At 58.8% G+C, this 23,994-nt stretch carries 17 protein-coding genes and 1 tRNA gene; 10 read left to right on the top strand and 8 right to left on the bottom strand.

From position 1 onward, the window contains the following. Positions 1–103 precede the first annotated feature (103 nt). Together iolC and QWJ46_RS06905 are read right to left on the bottom strand one after the other, a co-directional pair. Positions 104–2,038: a 5-dehydro-2-deoxygluconokinase gene (iolC, locus tag QWJ46_RS06910; protein ID WP_302750031.1), complete on the bottom strand. Its 1,935-nt coding sequence runs from the start codon at positions 2,036–2,038 to the stop codon at positions 104–106. Positions 2,039–2,129: 91 nt separating this feature from the next. Then, positions 2,130–3,005 (bottom strand): MurR/RpiR family transcriptional regulator, encoded by an 876-nt coding sequence (locus tag QWJ46_RS06905; RefSeq protein WP_184453408.1) that lies wholly within the window; start codon positions 3,003–3,005, stop codon positions 2,130–2,132. A gap of 208 nt (positions 3,006–3,213) precedes the next feature. Between QWJ46_RS06905 and QWJ46_RS06900 the strand changes: the two genes are divergently transcribed. The 4 genes from QWJ46_RS06900 (at position 3,214) to QWJ46_RS06885 (ending at position 7,481) form a co-directional block, all read left to right on the top strand. Then, a complete protein-coding gene (locus QWJ46_RS06900; protein ID WP_302750029.1) occupies positions 3,214–4,329 on the top strand; it encodes a Gfo/Idh/MocA family protein in 1,116 nt (371 codons plus the stop codon). Positions 4,330–4,416: 87 nt separating this feature from the next. Beyond that, entirely contained in the window at positions 4,417–5,634 is a 1,218-nt protein-coding gene (locus tag QWJ46_RS06895) for an NAD(P)/FAD-dependent oxidoreductase (RefSeq protein ID WP_184453404.1), read from the top strand. A gap of 168 nt (positions 5,635–5,802) precedes the next feature. Beyond that, positions 5,803–5,893, top strand: a tRNA-Ser gene (locus QWJ46_RS06890). A 565-nt stretch (positions 5,894–6,458) separates the two neighbouring features. Further along, entirely contained in the window at positions 6,459–7,481 is a 1,023-nt protein-coding gene (locus QWJ46_RS06885) for a porin (RefSeq protein WP_184453402.1), read from the top strand. A 181-nt stretch (positions 7,482–7,662) separates the two neighbouring features. On the opposite strand, the gene gmd is transcribed toward QWJ46_RS06885, so the two are convergent. Genes gmd through QWJ46_RS06860 form a run of 5 tightly spaced genes read right to left on the bottom strand, consistent with a single transcriptional unit; the run spans position 7,663 to position 14,197 of the window. Then, positions 7,663–8,754 (bottom strand): GDP-mannose 4,6-dehydratase, encoded by a 1,092-nt coding sequence (gene gmd / locus QWJ46_RS06880; RefSeq protein ID WP_302750025.1) that lies wholly within the window; start codon positions 8,752–8,754, stop codon positions 7,663–7,665. A gap of 52 nt (positions 8,755–8,806) precedes the next feature. After that, the gene (locus tag QWJ46_RS06875) at positions 8,807–11,014 is read right to left on the bottom strand and encodes a polysaccharide biosynthesis tyrosine autokinase (protein ID WP_184453398.1); all 2,208 of its coding nucleotides are present in this window, start codon (positions 11,012–11,014) and stop codon (positions 8,807–8,809) included. Next, positions 11,011–12,156, bottom strand: coding sequence for a glycosyltransferase family 4 protein (locus tag QWJ46_RS06870; RefSeq protein WP_302750024.1), 1,146 nt, complete (start codon positions 12,154–12,156; stop codon positions 11,011–11,013). Before QWJ46_RS06870 ends, QWJ46_RS06875 begins: the two co-directional genes overlap by 4 nt. Continuing rightward, positions 12,147–13,250: a glycosyltransferase family 4 protein gene (locus QWJ46_RS06865; RefSeq protein ID WP_184453393.1), complete on the bottom strand. Its 1,104-nt coding sequence runs from the start codon at positions 13,248–13,250 to the stop codon at positions 12,147–12,149. The genes QWJ46_RS06870 and QWJ46_RS06865 overlap by 10 nt, the downstream gene beginning before the upstream one ends. After that, positions 13,247–14,197: a glycosyltransferase gene (locus tag QWJ46_RS06860; protein WP_184453391.1), complete on the bottom strand. Its 951-nt coding sequence runs from the start codon at positions 14,195–14,197 to the stop codon at positions 13,247–13,249. The genes QWJ46_RS06865 and QWJ46_RS06860 overlap by 4 nt, the downstream gene beginning before the upstream one ends. 616 nt (positions 14,198–14,813) lie before the next feature. Here QWJ46_RS06860 and QWJ46_RS06855 point away from each other — a divergent pair. Together QWJ46_RS06855 and QWJ46_RS06850 are read left to right on the top strand one after the other, a co-directional pair. Further along, positions 14,814–16,133: an O-antigen ligase gene (locus QWJ46_RS06855; protein WP_302750022.1), complete on the top strand. Its 1,320-nt coding sequence runs from the start codon at positions 14,814–14,816 to the stop codon at positions 16,131–16,133. Continuing rightward, positions 16,130–18,259 (top strand): nitrous oxide reductase family maturation protein NosD, encoded by a 2,130-nt coding sequence (locus QWJ46_RS06850; protein ID WP_302750020.1) that lies wholly within the window; start codon positions 16,130–16,132, stop codon positions 18,257–18,259. Before QWJ46_RS06855 ends, QWJ46_RS06850 begins: the two co-directional genes overlap by 4 nt. A 125-nt stretch (positions 18,260–18,384) precedes the next feature. On the opposite strand, the gene QWJ46_RS06845 is transcribed toward QWJ46_RS06850, so the two are convergent. Then, the gene (locus tag QWJ46_RS06845; RefSeq protein WP_302750018.1) at positions 18,385–19,305 is read right to left on the bottom strand and encodes a phytanoyl-CoA dioxygenase; all 921 of its coding nucleotides are present in this window, start codon (positions 19,303–19,305) and stop codon (positions 18,385–18,387) included. A 289-nt stretch (positions 19,306–19,594) separates the two neighbouring features. Here QWJ46_RS06845 and QWJ46_RS06840 point away from each other — a divergent pair, with 289 nt between their 5' ends. The 4 genes from QWJ46_RS06840 to QWJ46_RS06825 all read left to right on the top strand — a co-directional run bounded on the left by QWJ46_RS06840 (position 19,595) and on the right by QWJ46_RS06825 (position 23,961). Continuing rightward, entirely contained in the window at positions 19,595–20,461 is an 867-nt protein-coding gene (locus QWJ46_RS06840; protein WP_302750016.1) for a WecB/TagA/CpsF family glycosyltransferase, read from the top strand. Between the two features lie 7 nt (positions 20,462–20,468). Beyond that, positions 20,469–21,923 carry a sugar transferase gene (locus QWJ46_RS06835; protein ID WP_302750014.1) on the top strand — a complete coding sequence of 485 codons (1,455 nt, stop codon included), beginning with the start codon at positions 20,469–20,471 and terminating at the stop codon, positions 21,921–21,923. 46 nt (positions 21,924–21,969) lie between these two features. Then, a complete protein-coding gene (locus QWJ46_RS06830) occupies positions 21,970–23,022 on the top strand; it encodes a UDP-glucuronic acid decarboxylase family protein (protein ID WP_184453379.1) in 1,053 nt (350 codons plus the stop codon). 129 nt (positions 23,023–23,151) lie between these two features. Then, positions 23,152–23,961, top strand: coding sequence for a glycosyltransferase family 2 protein (locus QWJ46_RS06825; protein WP_302750011.1), 810 nt, complete (start codon positions 23,152–23,154; stop codon positions 23,959–23,961). The last annotated feature ends 33 nt before the right edge of the window (positions 23,962–23,994 follow it).

Here is a 23,994-nt window from a genome sequence, read left to right as displayed (position 1 = left end):
CCGCAACCTTGCGTCCGCAAGAGAGCTCGTTTGTGGCGTAAAGCGATGCCTCAACGTAAGTCCCTCCCCCTTGTGGGGAGGGGTTGGGGAGGGGTCTTAATTCTCAGTGAAGCCCACGCGTCTTAAGCCAGGCCTCTGTCAATTGCCGGAAGCGGCCGGCCATGTCGGCGATCGCCTCCTCGTCGTTCATGTTGCCCGAGAGCCAGGCGCGCGCCGGATCGGCAAAGATCGTCCGGCCGACGGCAAAGCCCTTCACGGAGGGAGCTGCCAGCGTCGCCTCGAAGCAGGAGATCAGCTCGTCGGCGGGCGCCTCAAGTCCCAGGAGCACGATACCACGGCACCATGGATCATTTTTGGCGATGACCGCATCGATCTTCTTCCAGGCTTCGCCGGAAGCCTGCGGCTCCAGCTTCCACCAGTCCGGCTTGATGCCGAGCGCGTAGAGCTCCTCCAGCGCGGTCGCGATCGTATCGTCGGTGAGCGGTCCGTTCTTGCCGGCGATGATTTCCACCAGGAGCTCGCGACCGACCTTGCGCGCGGCCTCGAATAGGGTGCGCAGCTTCTCCTGCTGCTCCGTCTTCAATTCGGCTGGATCGTCGGGGTGGTAGAAGCACAGGCATTTGATGCAATGGCCGAGCGGCCATTCGACAAGCTGCGAGCCGATATCCTGGCTGAATTCGAAGCGCAGCGGCTTCGAGCCCGGCAGTTCGACAGGCCGGCCGATCCAGGAGAAGTTCTTCGTCGCCGCATCGAAGAAGGCGTCGCGGCCGAAACGCTCGTCGATCAGCATGCCGTAGCCATCGCGGCCGTTCGAAACGCGCGCTGCCGCCTCGACCGCCAGCCGCTTGAAGGCAACGATCTTGTCATGGCCGACGCCGAGTTCGTCGGCGACGCTGACAAGCTGCGAGCGGTGGTCGATCGCCAGCGCCATCAGCAGCGGGATTTCGCCGCGCCGGGTCGATGCCCAGTGGATATGATTGATCGCCTCGTCCTTGCGCAGCGCCCGATGTTTGCTGCCGGATTTCAGGAAGAAGTCGAGCTCCGCCCAGGTCGGATATTCCGGCGAGCAGAGCAGGCGGGAGACGGCGAAGGCGCCGCAGGCATTGGCCCAGGTGGCGCAGGTCTTCAGCGGCTCGTCGCGCAGGAAGCCGCGCAGGAAACCGGACATGAAGGCGTCGCCGGCACCGAGCACGTTGAACACCTCGATCGGGAAGCCCTGGCCGACGATGCCGGCTTCGAGGTCATCGGCGATCGGCCCGTCATAGACGATGCAGCCCATCGCGCCGCGCTTGAGCACGATCGTCGCCGGCGTCAGGCGACGGATTTCCTTCAGCGCGCCGAGCACGTCATCGGCGCCTGATGCGATCAGGATTTCCTCTTCGGTGCCGACGATGAGGTCGCAATCCGGCAGCGTCTCCTTCATTTTCGAGGAGACGCGGTCGGATTTCACATAACGCTCGAAACCTTCCGCATGGCCGGCAAGCCCCCAGAGGTTCGGCCGGTAGTCGATGTCGAAGATCACCTTGCGGCCGTTCTCCTTGGCGATGCGGATCGCCTTGCGTTGCGCGGCCTCGGTATTCGGCCGGGAGAAATGCGTGCCGGAGACGAGAACGGCGCGTGAGGATTTGATGAAGTTCTCGTCGATATCGCCTTCTTCGAGCGCCATGTCGGCACAGTCGGAGCGATAGAAGATCATCGGCGATACGCCTTCGGCCTCGACCGCCAGCAGCACCAGCGCCGTCAGCCGTTCCTTGTCGGTGACGATGCCGTCCGTCGCCACGCCCTCGCGCGCCGCCTGCTCGCGGATGAAGCGTCCCATCTGCTCGTCGCCGACGCGGGTGATGAGCCCGGACTTGAGGCCGAGCCGCGCCGTGCCGATAGCGATATTGGACGGGCAGCCGCCGACGGATTTGGCGAAGGAGGCGATATCCTCCAGGCGCGAACCGATCTGCTGGCCGTAAAGATCGACCGAGGAGCGGCCGATGGTGATTACATCAAGCGCCGGCTCCGGCTGTGAACCCGGATTCGATTGTACCATGATGTCCTCCCGCTAGATTTTGCGCGGCTTCCAGTGCCTGCGAATGTCGATAATGAAACATTGGTTCCGATATTTTGTCAATTCGGAATGTTTATTCCATTTTCTCTTTTCCAGCTTTGTGATGTTGACGCTTGCGACGCCGCTCGGCGATCGCAACCGGCAGCGCCATGGTGAGCGCCATCGAGGCTGAAAGCGAGCGGAAGCCGGCGAAATCCGCTTCCGCCACCTCGAACCAATGTGTGGCGCAGGCGGCAAGCGGCGAGAAGGCCGAATCGGTGATCGCAATGACCGGGACGCCGCGATCGGCGAGCTCCTGGCTCTGACTAAGGCTGTCGGCTGCATAGGGCGAGAAGCTCGCCGCGATCGCCGCATCCCTCGGCGATGCGAACTGTACCATTTCAGGATCGACTCCGTTCGGCGAGGCGACGATCTGGTGGCGGATGTTGAGCTTGGAAAATGCATAGCTCATATGCGCCGTCAGCGGATAGGAGCGGCGCTTGGCGATCAGATAGATCGTTTCGGCGGCGGCGAGGATATCCACCGCCTTCGTGAACGTCTCGCTCTGAACCGTCGCGGCCAGCCGGTTGACCGATTGGTTCGCCGCGGCAATGAATCCGGAAAGCAGGTTGGCGTCTTCGTCGTCGCCGCTCGTTTGCTCCAGCGTGACGAGCCGCTCTTCATAGCTCAGCGTCCGGTCGCGCAGCCTTTCACGGAAGATGCTCTGCAGATCGGAAAAGCCGTCATAACCGAGATGATGCGCCAGGCGCACCAGCGTCGACGGCTGGACCTCGGAGGCGGCCGCGATGCTCGCCGTCGTGCCGAAGGCGATTTCGTCGGGATTGCCGAGCGCGAAGGCGGCGACCTGCGCCAGCCGCTTCGGCATGTTCGCCTTGCGCTCGATGATAGTGCTGCGCAGGCTTTCGAAATCGCGCGGCACGCGCGCGTGCCTTTGGGGATCATTATCCATGCTTGCGGCTCACGGGATGAAACAAATATTCCATATTCCTGAGCATAGACGATTTCGAACGGCGCGCCTAATTGTTTTTAATCGCCTGTAATTGAAGGGTTTTGTACAATCGCAGCGAAGAATGAAGGCCATATGCCTGCCAACGGTCTCTTGTCAAAATGATCCAAATATTCCAAAAATCCGCGCACAGTTCTGGAGGAGACGGAAAATGAAGCCACTTGGCATCGGTTTGATCGGCACGGGTTATATGGGCAAGTGCCATGCGCTGGCCTGGAATGCGGTAAAGACCGTGTTCGGCGATGTCGAGCGTCCGCGGCTCGTGCACCTGGCTGAAGCCAATGCCGCGCTTGCCGAGGCCCGTGCCGGCGAGTTCGGCTTCGAGAAGGCAACGGCCGACTGGCGGGCGCTGATCGCCGACCCCGAGGTCGACGTCGTTTCCGTCACCACGCCCAACCAGTTCCATGCCGAGATGGCGATCGCGGCCCTGGAAGCCGGCAAGCATGTCTGGTGTGAGAAGCCTATGGCGCCCGCCTATGCCGATGCCGAGCGCATGCTGGCGACGGCAGAGCGCTCCGGAAAGGTTGCCGCTCTCGGCTATAATTACATTCAGAATCCCGTCATGCGGCACATCAGGAAACTTGTCGGCGACGGCGCCATCGGTGCGGTCAATCATGTCCGCGTCGAAATGGACGAGGATTTCATGGCCGATCCCGACGTCTTCTTTTATTGGAAGAGCGAGCTTTCCGCCGGCTATGGTGCGCTTGACGATTTCGCCGTGCACCCGCTGTCGTTGCTCTGGTATCTTTTCGGCCATGTCGAGGCCGTCATAACGGATATGGTGAAGCCCTATGCCGACCGTCCGCTCAGCCAGGGTGGCCGCCGTGCCGTCGAAAATCACGATGCAGCCAACGTGCTGATGCGGCTTGGCGGCGGCATCTCCGCCGTGTTGATGGCGAATCGCGCCGCCTGGGGTCGCAAGGGGCGCATCGCCCTGCAGATTTACGGCTCGAAAGGCTCGATCCTCTACGACCAGGAGCGCATGAACGAGTTTGAACTCTATCAGGCAGAAGGGCCCGGTTCGGAGCAGGGCTTCCGCAAGATACTGGCGGCGCCTGCCCATCGGCCCTATGATCGCTTCATCCCGGCTCCTGGCCATGGCCTCGGTTTCAACGATCTGAAGATCATCGAGTGCCGCGAGCTGATCCGGGCAATATCAGGCGAGCCGTCGTCGATCGTGACATTTAAAGACGGTCTCAGGATAGAAAAGTCGGTGCATGCCATGGCACAGTCCTTCCACGAGCGTCGCTGGATCGAAATCGGCTGAATGTAAGAAGCCGCTTTCCGTTGACGGCGCATGGGGCAGGGGATAGGCCTTGGCGTAAATGTCGAGCCTAGTTTCAGGAGTGAGATCGTGACGGATAGAGTGGTGATCATCGGCGCGGGACAGGCGGGTTTCGCCTTGGCAGCCAAACTGCGTGCTTTGAAGGATACGCGCCCGATCACCCTCATCGGCGCCGAGGATGTAGCCCCCTATCAGCGCCCGCCGCTTTCGAAGAAATATCTGCTCGGCGAAATGAGCTTCGACCGCCTGCTGTTCCGCCCGGAACACTGGTATGCCGACAACGACGTCGATCTTCGCCTTTCGACCTGGGCCGAGCAGATCGAGCGGGACAGCAAGCAAGTTCTGCTGCAGGACGGCTCTGTTCTCGACTATGGTACGCTGGTGCTCGCCACCGGCTCGACGCCGCGCCGGCTGCCGGCAGCAATCGGCGGTGATCTCGAAGGCGTCTATGTCGCCCGCGACAAGCGCGATGCCGATCTGCTGGCCGATGAAATGCGCCCCGGCCGTCGCGTTCTCATCATCGGCGGCGGTTACATCGGCCTCGAGGCTGCGGCCGTCGCTCGCCATCGTGGTCTCGAAGTCACGGTCATCGAAATGGCCGATCGCATCCTGCAGCGCGTCGCGGCGAAGGAAACGGCCGACCTCATGCGCGCCATCCACGAGAGCCACGACGTGGTGATCCGCGAGAAGACCGGCCTGAAACATCTGATCGGCAAGGATGGTCGGGTTTCCGGCGCCGCCCTTTCCGACGACTCGGTCATCGATGTCGATTTCGTCGTCGTCGGCATCGGCGTCGTGCCGAACGACCAGCTTGCCAAGGAAGCCGGCCTGGAAGTCGCCAACGGCATTATCGTCGACGAATTCGCCCGCACCTCCGATCCGGCGATTTTTGCGGCCGGCGATTGCGCCGCACTTCCATGGCAGGGTGGGCGCATCAGGCTCGAATCGGTGCAGAATGCCGTCGACCAGGCCGAAGCTGCGGCAGCTCTCATCGCCGGCGGCGACGAGCCTTATGAGCCGAAGCCTTGGTTCTGGTCCGACCAGTACGACGTCAAACTCCAGATCGCCGGTTTCAATCTCGGTTATGACGACACGCTTTTGCGTCCGGGCGCCCGCGAAGGGGCTCATTCGATCTGGTACTTCAGGGAAGGTCAGCTGATCGCTGTCGATGCGATCAATGACGCGAAGGCCTATGTGACCGGCAAGAAGCTACTGGAATCCGGAACCAATCCCGATCGAGCGATTCTCGCCGACGCCTCGGCCGATCTCAAGAGCCTATTGAGCTGAGTCCGCGAGCGCGCGCTACAAGGCGTGTGCGCCTGGAGGATCGATCGGCCGAGCTTTTGGGGGCAGGCGCTGTCCGTCAAAAGCCGAAACGCCGGCCCTGCATTTCTTCTGGTGAAAACTCAAAAAACCCTTGCATTCACAGACCGCTCACCCTAGTTAGGCGGCACCGGAGAGGTGGCCGAGTGGTCGAAGGCGCTCCCCTGCTAAGGGAGTATACGTCAAAAGCGTATCGTGGGTTCGAATCCCATCTTCTCCGCCACTTTGATTTCCACCGCGTATCTCTGATCTCAACTTCCGTCGGCGAATCACGGCCGCTTAATCGGCTATCCCTGCCAGTCGCGCGCAAGGGAGAATCGCTTCGAAGAGAGAGAATCGCTGGCGGGAATCACGTCCCGCGCTTCTGCCCTCAGGCGGTAGCGAGAGCGGATGGGTGAACGTCCGGTTACGCTTTCGGGAACTGCCATCTCCACCGCAATAGCCTGAACTTGTCAAAAACGTGTCCAAAATGCGTCGAAGGGCGCATGTCCATCTCTTTGTTTGGCTCGCCTAAGCTGCGGCAAAATCAGGCTTTTCTTAACAAAGCATAAAGGAAATCAGGGCCGGTTGCCCGACTTGTGTCCTTTCGGCAACAGAGTGTCGGGAAGGCTCCCGCAAACCACCCATTCGAGTAAGTTGGTGATTGCGTGACGGCCGCCGTCTTGTATTTTCACCCTCGGAAGCAAGGGCGACGGATCGTCCACTTCTTAAAACACGGGGATGGGGCAGGGAACGCTGCTCAGCGAAAGATCCCAAACCCGATCGAAACTTTGAATTGGAGGTCATTTATGAACATCAAGAGCCTTCTTCTCGGCTCCGCTGCTGCTCTGGCAGTAGTTTCCGGTGCTCAGGCTGCTGACGCTATCGTTGCTGCCGAGCCGGAACCGGTTGAATATGTTCGCGTTTGCGACGCTTACGGCACCGGCTACTTCTACATCCCCGGCACCGAAACCTGCCTGAAGATCAACGGTTACATCCGTTTCCAGGTCGACGTTGGTGATCAGCCGCTCAACGGCTCGGCCAGCAACGACAGCGACTGGGATGCCCGTACTCGCGGTCAGGTTCAGTTCACGGCTAAGAGCGACACCGAATATGGTCCGCTGACCGGCGTCATCGTCATGCAGTTCAATGCTGACAACGCATCGGATCAGGGCGCCAAGCTCGACTCCGCTTACCTCGACATCGCAGGCTTCCGCGCTGGTCTGTTCTACAGCTGGTGGGACGACGGCCTCTCTGGCGAAACCGACGATATCGGTTCTCCGGTCACGCTGCATAACTCCATCCGTTATCAGTACGAAACCGACGCCTTCTACGCTGGCATCAGCGTCGACGAACTGGAAGACGGCTTCTACAAGTCTGACGAAGAAGCCAACAACGTTGGCGTTGCAGTCGGTCTCGGCGGCAAGGGTGGTATCTTCAGCTACCAGATCACTGCCGGCTACGACGTCGACAACGAAGAAGGCGCTATCCGCGCAATGGGTACGGTTGACATCGGTCCCGGCACGCTCGGCCTCGCAGCCGTCTACGCCACCGGCCCGAGCTCCTACTACACTGCAGCTGAATGGGCTATCGCTGCCGAATACGCAATCAAGGCAACCGACAAGCTCAAGATCACCCCCGGCGTCCAGTACTACAGCGACTACGGTGTTGACGGCAACGACTTCGCCGACGGCGATGCCTGGAAGGTTGGTCTGACGGTTGATTACCAGATCGTCGACAACTTCTACGCCAAGGCTTCGGTTCAGTACCTCGATCCGGAAGACGGCGACGACTCCACCTCGGGCTACTTCCGCCTGCAGCGTTCGTTCTAATCTGGTCTGACTTCGGTCGATCAGGAAAGCCCGGCTCTCGAGCCGGGCTTTTTTTGCATTTATGCGGGGGTAGCATTTGAATCTCGCAGCCCTCGGAGCGAGACGATCGCACGATCGCGGAGCAACCATGCCGCGGGGGGCGGCGGCCTAGACCCTTTTTCCGGCAAGGCTGTAGATCACCTCAGGCATAGGCAAAACCTTTGGTTACACTCACCGCCGGAACATTTCGTGCCATGACTTTCAGATCCTCGCGGACCATCTCCGTAACCAGCTGATCAAGACTGGTCTCGTGTTTCCAGCCAAGCTTCGTATGCGCCTTCGTCGGATCGCCGATCAGAAGGTCAACTTCAGTCGGGCGGAAATAAGCCGGATCGACCTCCACCACGCACCGACCGGATGTCTTGTCATACCCCTTTTCCTCAACTCCGGTCCCACGCCAATCAATCGGCATGCCCACCTTGGTAAAAGCCTTGTCGACAAAGGAGCGAACTGAGTGCGTTTCGCCGGTTGCAAGGACATAGTCCTCCGGTTCGTCCTGCTGCAGCATCAGCCACATCCCGCGGACATATTCGCGCGCATGTCCCCAGTCGCGCTGTGCATCCAAATTGCCGAGATAGAGCTTTTCCTGCAGTCCAAGATGGATCGCAGCCGCCGCCCGGGTGATTTTACGGGTCACGAAGGTCTCGCCGCGAATCGGACTTTCATGATTGAACAAGATGCCGTTCGAGGCGTGCATGCCATATGCCTCGCGATAATTGACCACGATCCAATAGGCGTAGAGCTTGGCCGCTGCGTAGGGTGATCGAGGGTAGAAAGGCGTCGTTTCGCTTTGCGGGACTTCCTGAACTTTGCCGTAGAGCTCCGAGGTGGACGCTTGATAGAAGCGCGTCTTCCTGGTCAGTCCCAGGAGGCGAATTGCTTCAAGCAACCGAAGTGTGCCGGTTCCATCGGCGTTGGCCGTATATTCCGGCGTCTCGAAGGAGACTTGAACGTGGCTCTGTGCTGCGAGGTTATAGATCTCGTCAGGCTGCGTTTCCTGAACGACACGGATGAGGTTCGTTGAATCGGTCATGTCCCCGAAATGCAAGATGAACCGGGGATTCTCGACATGGGGATCCTCGTATAGATGCTCGATGCGGCTGGTGTTGAAGGACGATGAGCGTCGCTTGAGGCCGTGAACAATATAACCCTTCTCCAAGAGAAACTCGGCCAGGTAAGCACCGTCCTGACCTGTTATACCCGTAATCAGCGCAACCTTGTTTTTATTCTTCACTACGGTCTCCGTAATTTGTTTCGGCGGAACCAGATGTGAATGCACTCCCGGTTCAGGTGAATTCGTGGTATTTCCTCAGTGATTTCACAAACAATTCCGAATCGCTGAAGTTGTACATGGCGTGTTGTTTCGGATTGACGTTGTTTATGGCAACGCAGAGCTCTGCGTTGCGTGCGGTCCTCAGCTGATGTAAGCAAAATTCGACGGCGCGACGGCTCGTCTTACCCCATTTTACGACTACGAGCGTTCGTTCTGCTAACGCCGTCAGATGCATCGTATCAGCCGAGGCGAGCACGGGTGCGCTGTCGAAGATGACGACTTGGCCCAGCGAGGCGGCCATCGAGACGATGTCGGCCGCATCCGTCATACGGGCGCGCCGATGGAGAGTGGCATTGCCGGCCGGAATGAAGTCGATGCCGCTCGGATGGTGATCGATGATGTCCCGGATTCCAGCCTGTCGACACAGGAATTCGTTCAACCCCTGCTGTAGTTCTGACCTGAAAAACGAGTCGAGATTTCCGTGTCTGAGGTCGCCATCAACAAGCAGCACCGGAATTCCGTTGGCGGCGAGATCGATTGCCAGTGATCTGGCGACAAGCGACTTGCCCTCTCCGCTGTGAGCCGACGTCACGACAATACTGTTAGGCAGCTTTCCACCGTTGGACTGTTTGAGCGAAGTTATGACCGAGCGAATTGCTTCGTCAAACATCCCGTCTTGAATGTACCCAAAGAGCATAGATGGATCCCCCCGGTCCTTCCGTTTCAGGCGCGGGATGAATCCGGCGGGCACTATGCGAGGCATTCCGGCCATCTGATCGAAGCTGCGGACCGAGTTATCCAGCATCTCGACCACGAAAGCGGCTGTTACCGCGATCGATATCGAAGCCAGGAGGGCGCCGACCAGATAGAAAAGTCGTCCGCGCCCCTGCGGTGCCAGCGGCACCGCTGCCGGTGACAAAACTTCCAGTTCCGCTCCCGGCAGCATGGCTTGCGCAGCCAGGCCACGGCGCTGCTCTTCGAGCTTATCAAGCGCGGTCTGCTCCTTGTCAGACATGCGTTGGAGTCGCGCCAGCTCCGTTTGCGCCAGGGCAGAGCGAGCGCGTTTCTCATGCGCAACCGCCAAGGCCGACCGGACCGCGTCATCCTCATGATCGAGCGCCGCAAGCTTGGAGCGGATGGATTGAAGATATCGATCGACCGCAAGGCTGAGATCGGTGCGGGATTTAAGAATCTTCGCCCGCATATCGACCACGGCTTCGGCGGTGTTGCCATATATCTCGAGAAGGCGCTCGAGATCTTGCTCCTGCGAACGAAGCTCCCGTTGCGCCGCGCCAATACTGTCGGGAATAACCATATTCTGCAGGGCAAGCGAGAGGTCGTCAGCCGCTTCCAGTGCAGATATCGTTGCTCTCGCTTCAGTGCGGCTTTGTTCGATTTTTGTCTGCCGCTCGCCCAGCTCCATTATTGACTTGATCTGTTCAACCTGATCGTCGTCATTTGAGACGACGTCCATCGTTTTCTGATACGCGTCGGCGGCATCGCGTGCTGCCGCAGCGCGGTCCTTCTGTTCGGCGATGCGCTGCAGAACCCATTCTTCTGCCGCATCCAGGCGCCCCCGCAGACCGTCCTTCCGCTCTTCGAGATAGATGCTGATGAGCCGGTTCGGGACTGAGGCTGCCAGTTGGGGATCGCTCGCATCGAAGCCGATCTGAATAACGTCACTCTGGCCATCGCGCCATACGCGCAATGCCTTGTAGTACTTCGGGATGATTGGCTCGATGCTGTTTCGTACCGGCGAGAATGGTTTTTCTCTGTCGACCAGACCGCGCAACATTGCTCGGACCCTGTCGATAAGCGAGCTCTCCTGCAGCGCCGGATTGAATTCCGGCCACTGATCTAGCCGCAGGTCGCGGATTACCCGCTCTGCAATGCTTCTGGAAAGAAGCCGTTCGGTCTCCGATGCGGCGTCCAGCGGATCGTTGCGACCGGAATCCTCAGGCCCGAGTTTCGTCGCCAGAGGTGTGTGGATTATCAGCCGGGACTCGGCATGAAAACTCGGCTTCAACCCCGAAACCATGATCGCGGCGATCGCCATAAACAGCGTGATGATAGCCGCGATCATCACCATCCTTCGCCGGATAAGACGCAGGCCCGATGTGAGGTCAAAGTCGTCCGACCTCGTTTCTACCTGAAACCGGGGATCGTAACGCATCGACGAGAGCGAGGCGTTGCGGTCTGGCGGGATAGTTGAAATGGTCATCGTTCACCAACCGACGTTTGAGGTTGCGCGGAGACGGCGTCGTAGAGTTTTTCCAGCGATCGCATGTAAGCTTTCATACTGAACTGATTGAGATAATGAGCTCGGGCCTTGGCCGAGAGGCGGTTGCGGATTTCCGGATCGCTGACGAGTTTTGCCAGCGCCGCAGCCAGGGCATCCTTGTCTCCGACAGGCACGAAGACGCCCGTTTCACCGTCGGAGATGACTTCGTCATGCGCGCCGACGCGCGTGGTAACGACCGCAAGCCCGTGGGCGAGCCCTTCGACCACAGCCATTGCCAAGCCCTCGGCATGCGAAGGTAGGACCAGGATATCTGCCCGTGCACACAAGGCTTGCGCCTCGTCGGCGCCGAGCCAGCCCGGCATTTTCACCAGATCTGAAAGGCCCAGGGCTGCGGCTTGGCGTCGGTAGTCCTCCACAGGTCCGTCGCCTGCCAGCACGGCTCGCCACTGGAGCGCCTTCATAATCGGATGACTTAAGGCAAGCAGAAGCTCCCCAACGCCTTTGCGTTCGCTCAGCCGGCCGAGAAAGACGATCAACGGCATCTTGCCGACGTGAACACTGCGCGCCCCGGGGTCGGGAACGCAATTGCGGATGACGGCCACGCGGCGCTCGTCCACGCCCAGAAGCGTCGTTAGCGTCATACGGTCGCGCTGCCCCAGCGCTACGACCTGGTCGGCATGTTGGAACATCCGGCGTATGAGCATTTGTTGCCGTGGCGAGCGTGCGGCAAAGTCACTCGCATAGTCGTAATCGTGCAGGTGTAATATGTGAGAGCATCCGAGGAGGCGGGCAGCCTCGGTGAGGATCAGTTTTCTTGCTGTGCTGCCGCGCCCGGCGATATGGATATGGTGAATGCGTGCCGGAGCAATTATCCGATCCTTGGCCATCATCAAGATGGCGCTGAGCATGCGCATCGGCGACGTAACCAGGGACCAGCGCGGTCCTCTGGTGTCGGTGACGAGATGCGTTTCGCCCGCCTCCTTGGCCGTGCTCGATATATAGCCGACCATCCTGCCAATTCCGCCGCCGTTCTCGCGACCACCCGGGACGTAGTGGCGCACGGTTGCTGCTGCATTCCGCACCGCTATCCGATCCCCCTCTGTGAGCGCCGTCATTCGCATGCTCCGACCACCTCACGATAAACGGCCGCAGCCTGCGCCCCGACCTGTTCAGGCGAATTCGGACCTGTGGCCCAGGCGAGCGCGCTGGTCCCGAAGCTGCTTCTCAGTTCACTGTTATCAGCCAGTGTCCGGATGGCACTGGCGAGCTGTTCGACGTCCCCTGGCCGAACCACCATTCCCAGTCCGTTCGGCAGAACGGTGGCGCGCAATTCGCCGACATCGGTCACGATGACCGGTTTGCCAAATGCCGCGGCAAGGTTGAGCACACCACTTTGCGAGGCTTCCGTGTAGGGAAGAACAACGATATCGGCATCCAGAAAAAGCTGGGCGACCTCCATGTCCTCGATAAAGCGGTTGCGAATATCATAGCGGCCGGCTTCGCCCATAAGAGGCTGGAAGATCCAGGGATCATCGCCGCGGCCGGCGACCGTGATGCGCAGATTGGGGAGCTGATCCTTCAGCATCGCCTCGGCGCGGACTAGATGTTCCAACCCCTTGTAAGCAAAAATCCGCCCGAAAAGCAGGACGCGCAAGGTTCCATCTGCGTGGCGCCGCGCCATCTTGTGCTGCCGAGCGAGTTCCGCGTAGCGATGAATGGCCGGATGCGACAGGACATGGACGCACTCGGGCGATTTTGAATATCGCTCGAGAACCATTCGTTTCAGCCCCTCGCCATGGACGACGACATGACCCGATTGCCGCACGATCAATTGCGGAGCCCAGGCCGGGAGCGTTCGGGTGTCGGAATCACCGGGATGCACGTCAACGTCATGGACGGTCGTCACGAGCGGGATCGGCCGCCAGAATGGCGCAGCGAAGTTCAGCCAGAGCGTGGAATTGCTCAGAAGGTGAATGACGTTCGGCCGCTCGTGCCGGATGAGACGCGTGAGTTGGTGCAGGAACCAGGGATTGGAGAGTGAGCGGTGCCGTGGCCAGTCCAAAAGGTGCAGATCGACGGCCGGATCGAAAGAGGAGACAAGATTGGCGTAGCGCCGACGCGGGACTGCGAGCACGACCTGCAGGTGTTGCGCAACACCGCTGGCGAAGGAGATGGTGTAGTCTTCGAGTTCGGAAACCAGCATCAGCGCCTTCATCGTGCCGACTCCGACAAGCCAACCGCCTGACCGCGTCGAGGAAGGTCGCGGGCTGTCCGCAATGCCTCACGCATACGCCTCAGCAAGTTTGGTTCTCCGGCGAAAAAAAGTCCTTCGGCGACAAGTCTGAACCGGGTGCGTGCATCTGCGCCCTCCAGCCTGGCTGAGGCGACCCGATACGGAAAGTGATCGGTCAGACGCAGCCTTCCGGCTAAACCGTGCGCGGAAAGAAACTGGTTCGTCGCGTCAACGACAGTCCGCCAATGGGCCATCCGCTTTCGCAGCATGGCGGCGTCATCGACTGACCGATACCAGTTGTTGTTGTGAATCCGGTAGAATCCGAGTGAATCCGACAGGGCGACAACATCCCCCAGAAATGGGTAGATGCCCGCGAGCCAGGCATCGGCGGAAATGTGAAACTGCTCGGGAATCTCTCCTGCCGCATCCCAGGCGCTGCGTCTTACAGCGATGGCTGATGTCAGTGGGAAGGGCCACCAGCCAGCCGATCTCGCAAGGCGCGGCGACAAATCGCCCGAACACAGGGTTCGAGGAATTGGCTTGAAGGCTATTGAGCCATCGGTCTGCGTTGGCTGAAGTCGGTGATAAACAAGCGATGCATGAGGATTCGACTGGAAAGCAGCGGCTGTTGCCGACAGCTTGCCCGGCGCCCACCAGTCATCGGCATCGAGAAAACAGAGGATGTCACCACTGCTTGCCTTTACAGCGGCATTAATGGCGGCGGCCTGTCCCTGGTTCTCCTGGAAGACCACCTTCACCCGCTTTTCATAACCTTCGAGAACCGAGCGCGACTGATCGCTCGAGCCGTCATCGACGACGATGATCTCGGCATCAGACGCTCTTTGGCGCAAGGCGCTGTCGATCGCCCGAGGAAGAAAGCAACCATAGTTGTAGTTGTTGATGAGGACGCTGATCGTCGGCCGCTCCATGACACCCCTCTCAAGCGCGTTGCTGCGCGACACATCGGTACGCCGGAGTTGCGAACGCTCGTTCGTTCGGCAACGCGAATTGATGGAAAGAGATGAGAGGCGGACAGGCATCATTCTGCGCGATCAGGATTCTGCCCTGAGCTCGTAGGGTCACCACCGCAACGCGTGACGCTTCCGTTATAGTGCATACGAAACCAGGACCATGACGCAGAACCATAAGAATCCCAACCCTTCCAAGCGTCGCTGCCAACAGCCAGCTGCGCCAGAATTATTGCCTCACTTCACCACCAACTGCGGCTCAGCGCGATCTTCGCGGTATGTTTTCATCGCCAAGCTAACGGCGATTGGTCACCGGTGACATCTGCTCTTATGGGCAATGGCATTGGCCCAAGCACCAACTTTTGGGGGAGGGGTCGACCGTGAGCTTAATCCAACCAACGTCCTTGGACGGTGGGTATGCGCGTTAGGCTTAGCTCCGTCTTCGTTTGCGTCAGTTGACTGGGGAGGTGTCGGGATGTTCGTTGGTAAGCAGCGCAGCTGTGAAAGGGGACCCCATGTCTTTCCAAATTGCCGCGATCAACAGCCTCTCATCTGTCCAGGCAAATCGGGACCGATAATGAGAGCCGATACGCTTAGAGCCGCGAATGGGCCGACCGTCAGTTGGCGAGCGATAGAATGCTGGGGCGCGGGCTTCTGCCTTTTCCTTCAGACAGGCGCCCTTTTCCCGCTCATGCTGGCGGACGCCGACGGAGCCCTTAGCGATCACGCCAGGTCTATATTGCGTCTGCTTTGCCTACCCGTATACGGCTTTACATTGTTGATGCTGGTACGGAATTTTCCGCAATTTCTAACGGCGCTCAAGCGAAATTGGTTTGTCCCGCTGATGGTCGCCATGCCGTTTGTGTCCGTCTTCTGGTCGGTAGGCCCATCAACGACATTCAGGCGCGCCATCGGCCTGCTCTTTACTGTGCTTCTGGCTTACGTGCTGGCGATACGCTTCACGCCACGGCAGTTGCTTCTCCTGGCATTTGCCACCTTCGGAACATGCATCGTCCTCAGCCTGCTGGTCTTCGTGGCGTCGCCGGGTCTCGCTCGCATGCCGATGGACGGCGCCGTGCGTGGCATATTCATCCACAAGAACAGTCTCGGTTGGTATGCCGCTATGATGACACTGGTGTCGACGGCCGTTTTAATGGACGGTAATCGGGGTTTACGGCGGACCGCTTTGCTTTTCTTGATCGCGGGTGGGGCCTGTCTCATGGGCTCCGGATCGATGACCGCGATCATTGCGACGGTATCTGCCTATTGCTTGATCGGGTTCTATACCCTGTTGCGGCGGATCGGCGGCATCAGTCGCATCGTCCTCATCCTGTTTTTTGTTCAAATGTTCATCGGGCTCCTCCTATTGCTTCACGAATTCCTGGTTCCATTCCTGGAGGCGCTTGGCAAGGATGCCACTTTGACCGGCCGGGTACCCTTGTGGGAACTGGTCGATGGTCAGATTGCCGATCATCTGCTGCTCGGCTTCGGCTACCAGGCCTTTTGGACAGAAGCTAATCCCGACGCCTGGATTATCTGGTCGAAGATCGGATGGATGGCTCCCCACGCCCATAACGGATTCCGCGATACGCTGCTGAACTTCGGAATAAGCGGAATGATTTTGTTCGCTCTGATGCTTCTACAGGCATTGCGCCAAGGGGCGGTCCTCCAATGCCGGGACCCGCGCTATTGCTGGCTCTGGCTGAATGTCTTCACAGTCGTCATTTTGGTGATGAACATGACCGAGACAATCTTCCTAATCCAGAATGACGCGATTTTCGTTCTGTTTATGTCGGGCATCATCATGTTCTCTCTATACGAGCCCGTTGTTTCGATGACCCCCGGCCAGCAAATGCGGGCATCGGCGCGCAGCAAAACGGCGGAGCTGCAGATTTGAGGCTGCCTTTCGTATCGATCTTGAGCATTCTGTTTGCGACGCTCTTTCCGCAGCCGAGCAACCTGGCCCCAGTGACTCCGGACGCAGATGCGCCCGATAAGCTGCAGACGGCGCTCAGGGAAGCGACTTGCGCGGAAGCGTCGCCGGCGACCTTTTCCGACAGGCTGAAGGGGACTTCACTGAGCAAAGTACTGACGGGCACATCTGCGGCCCGGGCGGTATTCTATGTTTCTCCTAATGGCAAGGACAGTTGGAGTGGGCGTCTTCCCAAACCCAATCCTCAGCATACCGACGGTCCATTTGTCAGCATCGAGAGAGCTCGGGATGCTGCGCGTGAGAAGCGCGGCCAAAACACGATCGCAATGGGCGGCGGGGACTATTATCTCACTGAACCGATCGTCTTCGACGCGCGCGACGCGGGCCTGGTCATCACGGCGAGGTGCAACGAAGCGCCGGTTCTGCACGGCGGTCCGCTTGTACGCAATTGGACGGCACAGGCCGATGGCCGCTGGACGGCATCACTGAAGCTGCCTGCAGGCAGGGAGGTGGGCGACCTTTTCGTCAAGGGCGCGCTGCAGACGCAGGCGCGATTTCCCAACGCTCCGCTCGATGGAGATCCGCGCAAAGGGTGGCTTTTCGCTGCCAAGTGCACTGAGGATGACGACATATGGCATGGCAACACGCGCTTTTGCTTCCATGCCGGCGATCTTCCGATCTCGAAAAATACAAAGGGGCTTGTCGCTCATATTGTCGGTGGTTTTCGCCCCGGCAGCCAATGGGGCAGTGACACCCTCCCAGTGGTCTCAATCGACACCGCGAACCGGGCCATCAACACCAGAGGCACTGCCTATTTCTTCACCGCGGAAGGCAGCCGCTATTTTCTGACCGGGGCGGCGGCCCTGCTCGATGCTCCCGGGGAGTGGTGGTATGACCGCGCCAAGGAGCAACTCGTCTACCTCCCGACCGATGGATTGCCAATCAGCTCTACGACTGTCGCCGGCATCCTGCCGACATTCTTCAGGCTGGATGGAGCCGATGGAATGGTTGTATCCGGGCTCCAGTTCAGGGATGGGGATCCGCGCGGCAGCGGCAAGTTCGGTACCGACACCAGGAGCTTTGGCGCCATACGGCTCGACCGGGCGGACGGCGTCCGGCTGCTCGGCAATTCCATCGACAATGTCGGCGTCGGCATCCATGTTTCCGAGAGCAAAGATGTCCTGATTGCCGGCAACGTGATTGCGGATGTGGCCGGCAATGGAATTTATGTCGGCACGACCTATGGCACCTTCCTCAAATCCCACGGTGCGACAATCCTGTCGAACCACATCCATGACATCGGCAGGGTCTATTTCGAAACGGCCGGGATCTGGTTCCAGGCTGCCGACAATGTCAGGATCGCTCATAATCTCATCGAAAACGCAGCCCAGTTCGGTATTGCCGGTGGCTCGCTGTGGGGAGATCAGGACGCAGTCCATGACGCGGTCATCGAACACAACGTGGTCCGCAACGCCAATCAGCAAACGGCAGACGGCGGTGCCATCAAGATGATGGGTGAGCAGACGGACCCTTTGAACAGCAGCATTCGCTACAATCTCGTCACCGGAACAGGTCAGCTTATGAACAGGGTCGATGGGACATTCTGGCCTCCTGGATATGAAAATACCAGTGAATGGCCTTCTCCTATCAGTTGGGCGATCTATACCGACGGCAAGGCCAGTGGTGTGCGCATCGAAGGAAATAGGCTTTTGGATAACATATCGGCGATCGGCATAAACGGCGGCTGGAGCAACCTGGTGACGGGGAACATCATTACAGGCGGATCTGGGGCTGCCTTTCGCGTCGATGACGGTACGGGCCGGGGGTGGCGTCCGCCTTGGGCAGGCCCCAATCGTATCGAGGACAATATCGTGTCGGTCGACAGCGGTAATGGGCTTGCAGCATACATTTACGTGCCTGACCACAAGCTCGGATCGGTGCAATTTGCGCGTAACCGTTACAGCGGCAATCTGAACGACAAGAGCTTCAGGATCCACCCGGAGGTCATGCCTTCGGGAGAGTTTGGCAGTCTAAGCGACCTTCAGAAGGCTGGGATCGATACAGGCAGCGTAGCGTCGCACCCCGAATAACAAGACCGGCGACGGGACGGAAATGACTGCTGCCGATAGGAGCTATGACGTCATGGCCTCGGCGAACCGGCCCAGAGTGAAAATTCCAACGGATCCTGCGTCGGGTTCGAATCCATACCCACGCATCAAGTTCCCGGCCCGGAAACCTGCCGGGGTGCGACCGGCTTGCCGATAATGGGCGGGCTGATGTTATTGGCAGCGAGCTGTTTCAGAACCTCTGCGCTCAGCGTCCCTCGAACGCCGGAATGGCGATTGCAGCCTTCTTCGGCATAAGAATGGGTCCATGAATCGGGCGGACCAAAGGTCATGAAAAGCGCCATGCGGTCACGGGTCCCGGCCATCCGTCGAAGGACTGATCGTGTCACCGTGAAAGCCTTTTGCGAGTCGAGGCGAAGTCGCGGCCCGATCCGCTCAAAGAACTTGCGTAGGCTTCTGTCGACGAGTGTCGGCATTTGACCGGCATGTTCGATGCGCACGTCGAAGATGATGGCATCGCCCGCCCCTATACCCAAGCCCTTCTCCGGCATGCTCTCAACCAGGCCCTTGAGGTGAGATCTTGGTCGAACCTTCAATGTCGCCGGCGAATTTTCGTCCTGATCCTGTAGGTAGAATGCAATCTTGTAGACCCTGAAAGACTCGTCCGCGAAGATGGTTTCGTCGATGCAGGCAGGGTGGTGGGGAACGTCGTTATGCCATGACGATGTCGTATTGATCATCATATCGCATTCGCCCGTGAGAACGACGTCAAGCGGTCGCGTGATTTCCTTGAGGCGACTGAGGATCACATCGGAAGTCAGAAACTTGGCGATGTCCTCTGCGACATACATGGCATGAAGTTGGAATTTGCCGCCGTACTGGTAACGACCTCCCGACCTTAGGTGTTGCTTGATAATCAGCCGTAAGCGCTCCACCTGATCAGCGGACAATAGTTCTCTGATGATGATATACCCATCAGAGCTCAGGTCTTTCTGCAGCTGGTTGGTTTTGCCGGGCAGCTCTGAAGGATCGCCAGCCGGGCCTGTCATCTCGCCTGTCGGGTTAACCATCTCTCCCCCGCTTTATTCGCGCGCAGGTCCGCCCAGGCTTGGCGCGAGAGTGACTATTGTCCGCGGCTTTGTGAAGGTCAAACCGCTCTTTCGGGATCGCACTCATCAAAAAGAGCAACGTGGCAAGCCGTGGGGGTACGCCGCCGTACTTCGAACATTGTAACTTATCTCGGCCGAAGGCGTAGGAATATGAAGTGTCTTCTACGTCCAATAGTTGGAACTGAAAGTATGGAGACAATCGCTCTGCCGGCATATTCTGGTGACAGTTTAAATCGCGAAAGCGTAGGTCATGGGAAAGCAACCAGCAGACAGAGGCCAAACTTCAGTTCTTAAACAAAAGGACTCCCTGGAATGGACTAATGTCCTTGGTGTTCGCATTTCGGCAGTTAATCTTAAAAGCGCGACCGGTTTTATTCAAAAAGGGATTGAAGACGGCAGGAGGGAATATGTGTGCGTTCGCGACGCACACGGTGTCGTCCGATGTCAAGATGACCCAGAGCTCCGGTCGATACATAACCGGGCTTTCCTCGTGACCCCCGACGGCATGCCGTTGGTATGGGCATTGAAGCGTGCTGGCCATGTGGAGAGCGACAGGGTCTACGGACCTGATCTGATGTTGTCTGTTTTCGAGGCCGGCACATCGAAGGGTATACGCCACTTCCTTTATGGCGCAACGCCCGAGACGCTGCAGCACTTGCAGGCGCGGCTTGTCGCGAAATTCCCGGAAGCTGAGATAGCCGGCTCCTATGCACCGCCTTTTCATAAACTGTCACCGCTAGAGGAAGCCGATATTGCGGACCGGCTCAATCGATCCGGCGCCGATATCATCTGGGTGGGGCTGAGCAGTCCCAAGCAGGAACTCTGGATGGCGCGCATGCGTGACCGTCTGGATGCATCGATGCTTATCGGCGTCGGAGCTGCATTCGATTTTCACGCCGGCCTCAAGCGGCAAGCTCCAAGGTTCATTCAAAGAAGCGGCTTCGAATGGGCCTTTCGTCTTTTGTGCGAGCCGCGACGGCTGTGGCGGCGCTATGCGCTCGTCGTGCCGACCTTCATCTCACTGACAGCATTCCAGAGACTGGGTCTTCGGAATTTTCCGATCGAAGACGAGGTTTTTGGATCGAGTGCGCCAAAAGCAACAGCCGTAAAGGTGTGAAGCGACCATGTCCCTATTTGCGCCGTCAGCAATCACGTCCGACCTGCGGAAGGCGAACCCTTTCGTGGCAAACCCCACGCCGACCGCCGAATTCAGCACGCGGGCAGGGCTGAAGATACCGGTTCCATTCAGGCGCAGGTTGCCTCGGCTTGCTACGTCGTCATTTCTGGTTGCCGGCGACATCGCAAGCTATCTGATAGCCTATCTTCTTCTCCTGCCGTTTCTTCCGCACGGTTCGGAGAAAATGGTGCTGGAGCGCGCTTTCGCTCTCGCAGCACTGGCAGCGATCGTTCTTTATGCATCGAACGGGCTCTATCCCGGATATCGACTTCACGACCACGAACATCTGCGCCGCCGCACGACGGCGTCCTTCAAGGTGTCCATCATAGCAGCGCTTGGGGCGATCCTTCTGCCGGAAGGGCTAGGACTGCTGTTTCCGATCATCGGCTTCCTTGGCCTCGGATTGGTTGTTCAACCTCTTATGCGCGGGGCCGCACGAGGACTGTCCTGGAGGCTTGGTATCTGGGGTGAGCGGGCGGTGATCGTCGGTGCCCGCAATCGTATCCCCTCGCTCATGGCGTATTTCTCAGAGCATTGGCACTACGGCATTCGGCCGGAATCCTTTTCTCCCGATACTTCGGAAGTATTAGCCGACAACGGGCCGTCGATTGCCTTGATCGCTGATGATACGGGCTCATTTATCGCCGAGTTGGCAACGATGCGTCGGCAGTTCGCCGAAGTCATCCTCCTCTCCGACACGCCGAACCTCAAGATAACCGGATTGCGACCGGCGGACGTCGGCGGAGAGATCGGTGTTCGCTTGGCCGTTGGCGGGAGATCGGCAAGCTCGAACCTGGTTCGTCGAGTCCTCGATCTCGTGATCGCTATCCCTGCGACGCTGGTGCTGATGCCCTGCATTCTGGTTGCCGCCGCCGCGATCTATGCCATCGATCCGGGTCCCGTCTTCTTCAGACACGCCAGGGAAGGCTTGTCCGGCAAACCGGTGCGCGTCCTGAAACTGAGAACGATGTACAGAGATGCGGAACAGCGCCTCGAAACATTGTTCCGGGACAATCCGGACATACAAGCCGAGTGGTCTAACCACTTCAAGCTTCGGCAGGATCCGCGCATCCTGCCGGTGATCGGGCATGTCCTTCGCTCATCGAGTTTCGACGAACTCCCGCAGCTGGTGAACATCATTGCAGGAGAGATGTCCTTCGTGGGACCGCGTCCCTTCCCGGAATATCACCTTTCGGCGATGGATAGCGAGTTTCGTGCCAAGCGGCGCTCGGTAACGCCGGGGCTGACGGGGCTTTGGCAGATATCCGAACGAAGCAACGCGGATATCGAACTGCAGCAGCAACTCGATGAGTTCTACATCGACAATCGATCCTTGTGGTTCGACTGGCACATCCTTCTCAGCACAATTCCTGCGGTCCTGAAAGGCAAGGGAGCTTGCTGACATGTTCTCCATCCCTGTGGGCAAACATTAACAACGGAGCAAATCAATGCACGGACAGAAGCGAATTATGGTTACCGGCGGCACCGGATTTCTGGGATCATTCCTGTGCGAAAGGCTTTTGCGAGAGGGCAATGACGTCCTCTGCGTGGACAATTTCTATACCGGCTCGCGCGATAACGTATTGCACCTTCTTGACGATCCTCGTTTCGAGATACTCCGCCACGACATCACATTCCCGCTTTATGTAGAGGTCGATGAGATCTACAACCTCGCCTGCCCGGCATCTCCGGTCCACTACCAGCACGATCCGGTGCAGACGGTGAAGACCAATGTGCATGGGGCGATCAATATGCTCGGCCTGGCCAAGCGCACCAAGGCAAAGATCTTCCAGGCATCGACAAGCGAGGTCTATGGCGATCCGGCGGTTCACCCGCAGCCCGAGGAGTATCGCGGAAGCGTCAGTCCCATAGGCCCGCGGGCATGCTATGACGAAGGCAAGCGGTGCGCCGAGACACTGTTCTTCGACTATCACCGTCAATATGGCGTGGAAATCCGGGTGGCGCGGATCTTCAATACCTACGGGCCACGAATGCAGACCAATGACGGCCGCGTCGTCTCCAATTTCATCGTCCAGGCGCTTCAAAACGAGCCGATCACCATCTTCGGCAACGGCACGCAAACGCGCTCCTTCTGCTATGTCGACGATCTGATCGAGGGCTTTATCCGCCTGATGGGTACGCCGGCTGGCGTAACGGGTCCGATCAATCTCGGCAACCCGGGAGAATTCCAGGTCCGGGAACTGGCCGAAATGGTCATCGACATGACCGGATCGAAATCAAGCATCGTCTTCAAACCCCTGCCGATCGACGATCCGACCCAGCGCAAGCCCGATATCAGCCGGGCAAAGCAGGAACTGGGCTGGCAGCCGACGGTGAGCCTGCGCCAAGGGCTCGAAAGAACGATCGCCTATTTCGAGTGGAAGCTTTCCGGCGAGGCCAGAAGCATGCCCGGCGTCAGATTTCCGCAGATGGCCTTCACCAGTCCGCCTGCTCCGGCCGTCGGCGTTCCCGTTCCGCACGCTGCGCCCTTGGGAACGTGATCGGCAACGCCAAAGCGCAAATCATGGCTCGGTTTGGGTTTACTGAACCGAGCCCATATCGCGGTTTGTAAAAAGGGGCGGCGATCGTCGGACGTGCAAATCGCCGCAAAAACACCGAGGACATGGGCAATGCGCGTTGCTGTTATTACACCATATTACAAGGAGCCTAACGAACTCCTTGAGCAGTGCCGGGCGAGCGTTGTCGACCAAACCGTTGCATGCGACCATGTCTTTGTTGCCGACGGCTTTCCGAACAGTTCCGTCGGTTGCTGGGGCGCAAAACATTTCATCCTGCCCAATGCTCACGGCGACGCGGGCAACATGGCTCGCGTGATCGGCAGCCTCAGCGCCTTCGCCCAGGGTTATGACGCGGTGGCGTTTCTCGATGCGGACAACTGGTACAGATCCGACCACATCCAGCGTCTGCTTGAACTTCACCACCGTACCGGTGCTGCGGTTTGCTCATCGAGACGTTCGATGCATCGCGCAGACGGTACCTACATGTTCGACGACTCAAAAAGCGACGGCCGCACGCACGTGGATACGAACTGCTTGTTTCTCACGCGGCCGTGCCTGCCGATCATCGCGCGTTGGGCTCACATGCCGAGGGAACTCTATCCAGTGGGAGATTCTGTCTATTGGAGCTCGATACGGAGCTCTGGGCTGTCGCGCTCTCATGAGCCGATCTCGACGGTCTGTTACCGCACGACTTGGGAAGCCGACTATAAGCGGATGGGTGAACCTGCCCCCGCGGGCAGCAAGACCCTCGCGTTCACTGACCAGCCCTACTACTGGTTCAAGTCCCTTCCGGTTCGAGACCGCTGGCGCATCTGGCAGGATTTCGGCTTCCCGCTCAGGCGGCGCACGGTAGCAAAGCTGGTGGGTCAATATGCGCTGTCAAGACTTTCCCCGTATTCCTATCTCGGAGCCAAAACATGAGTGCCGAGGCGGAAACATCTCTCAATGCAGCTG

Origin of the sequence: Rhizobium sp. CBN3, assembly GCF_030518245.1 — a bacterium.
In the GTDB taxonomy this organism is placed as follows: Bacteria; Pseudomonadota; Alphaproteobacteria; order Rhizobiales; family Rhizobiaceae; genus Rhizobium; species Rhizobium aethiopicum_A.
Note: the sequence above shows the minus strand (reverse complement) of the source record. Positions and strands in the feature narration are given on the sequence as shown.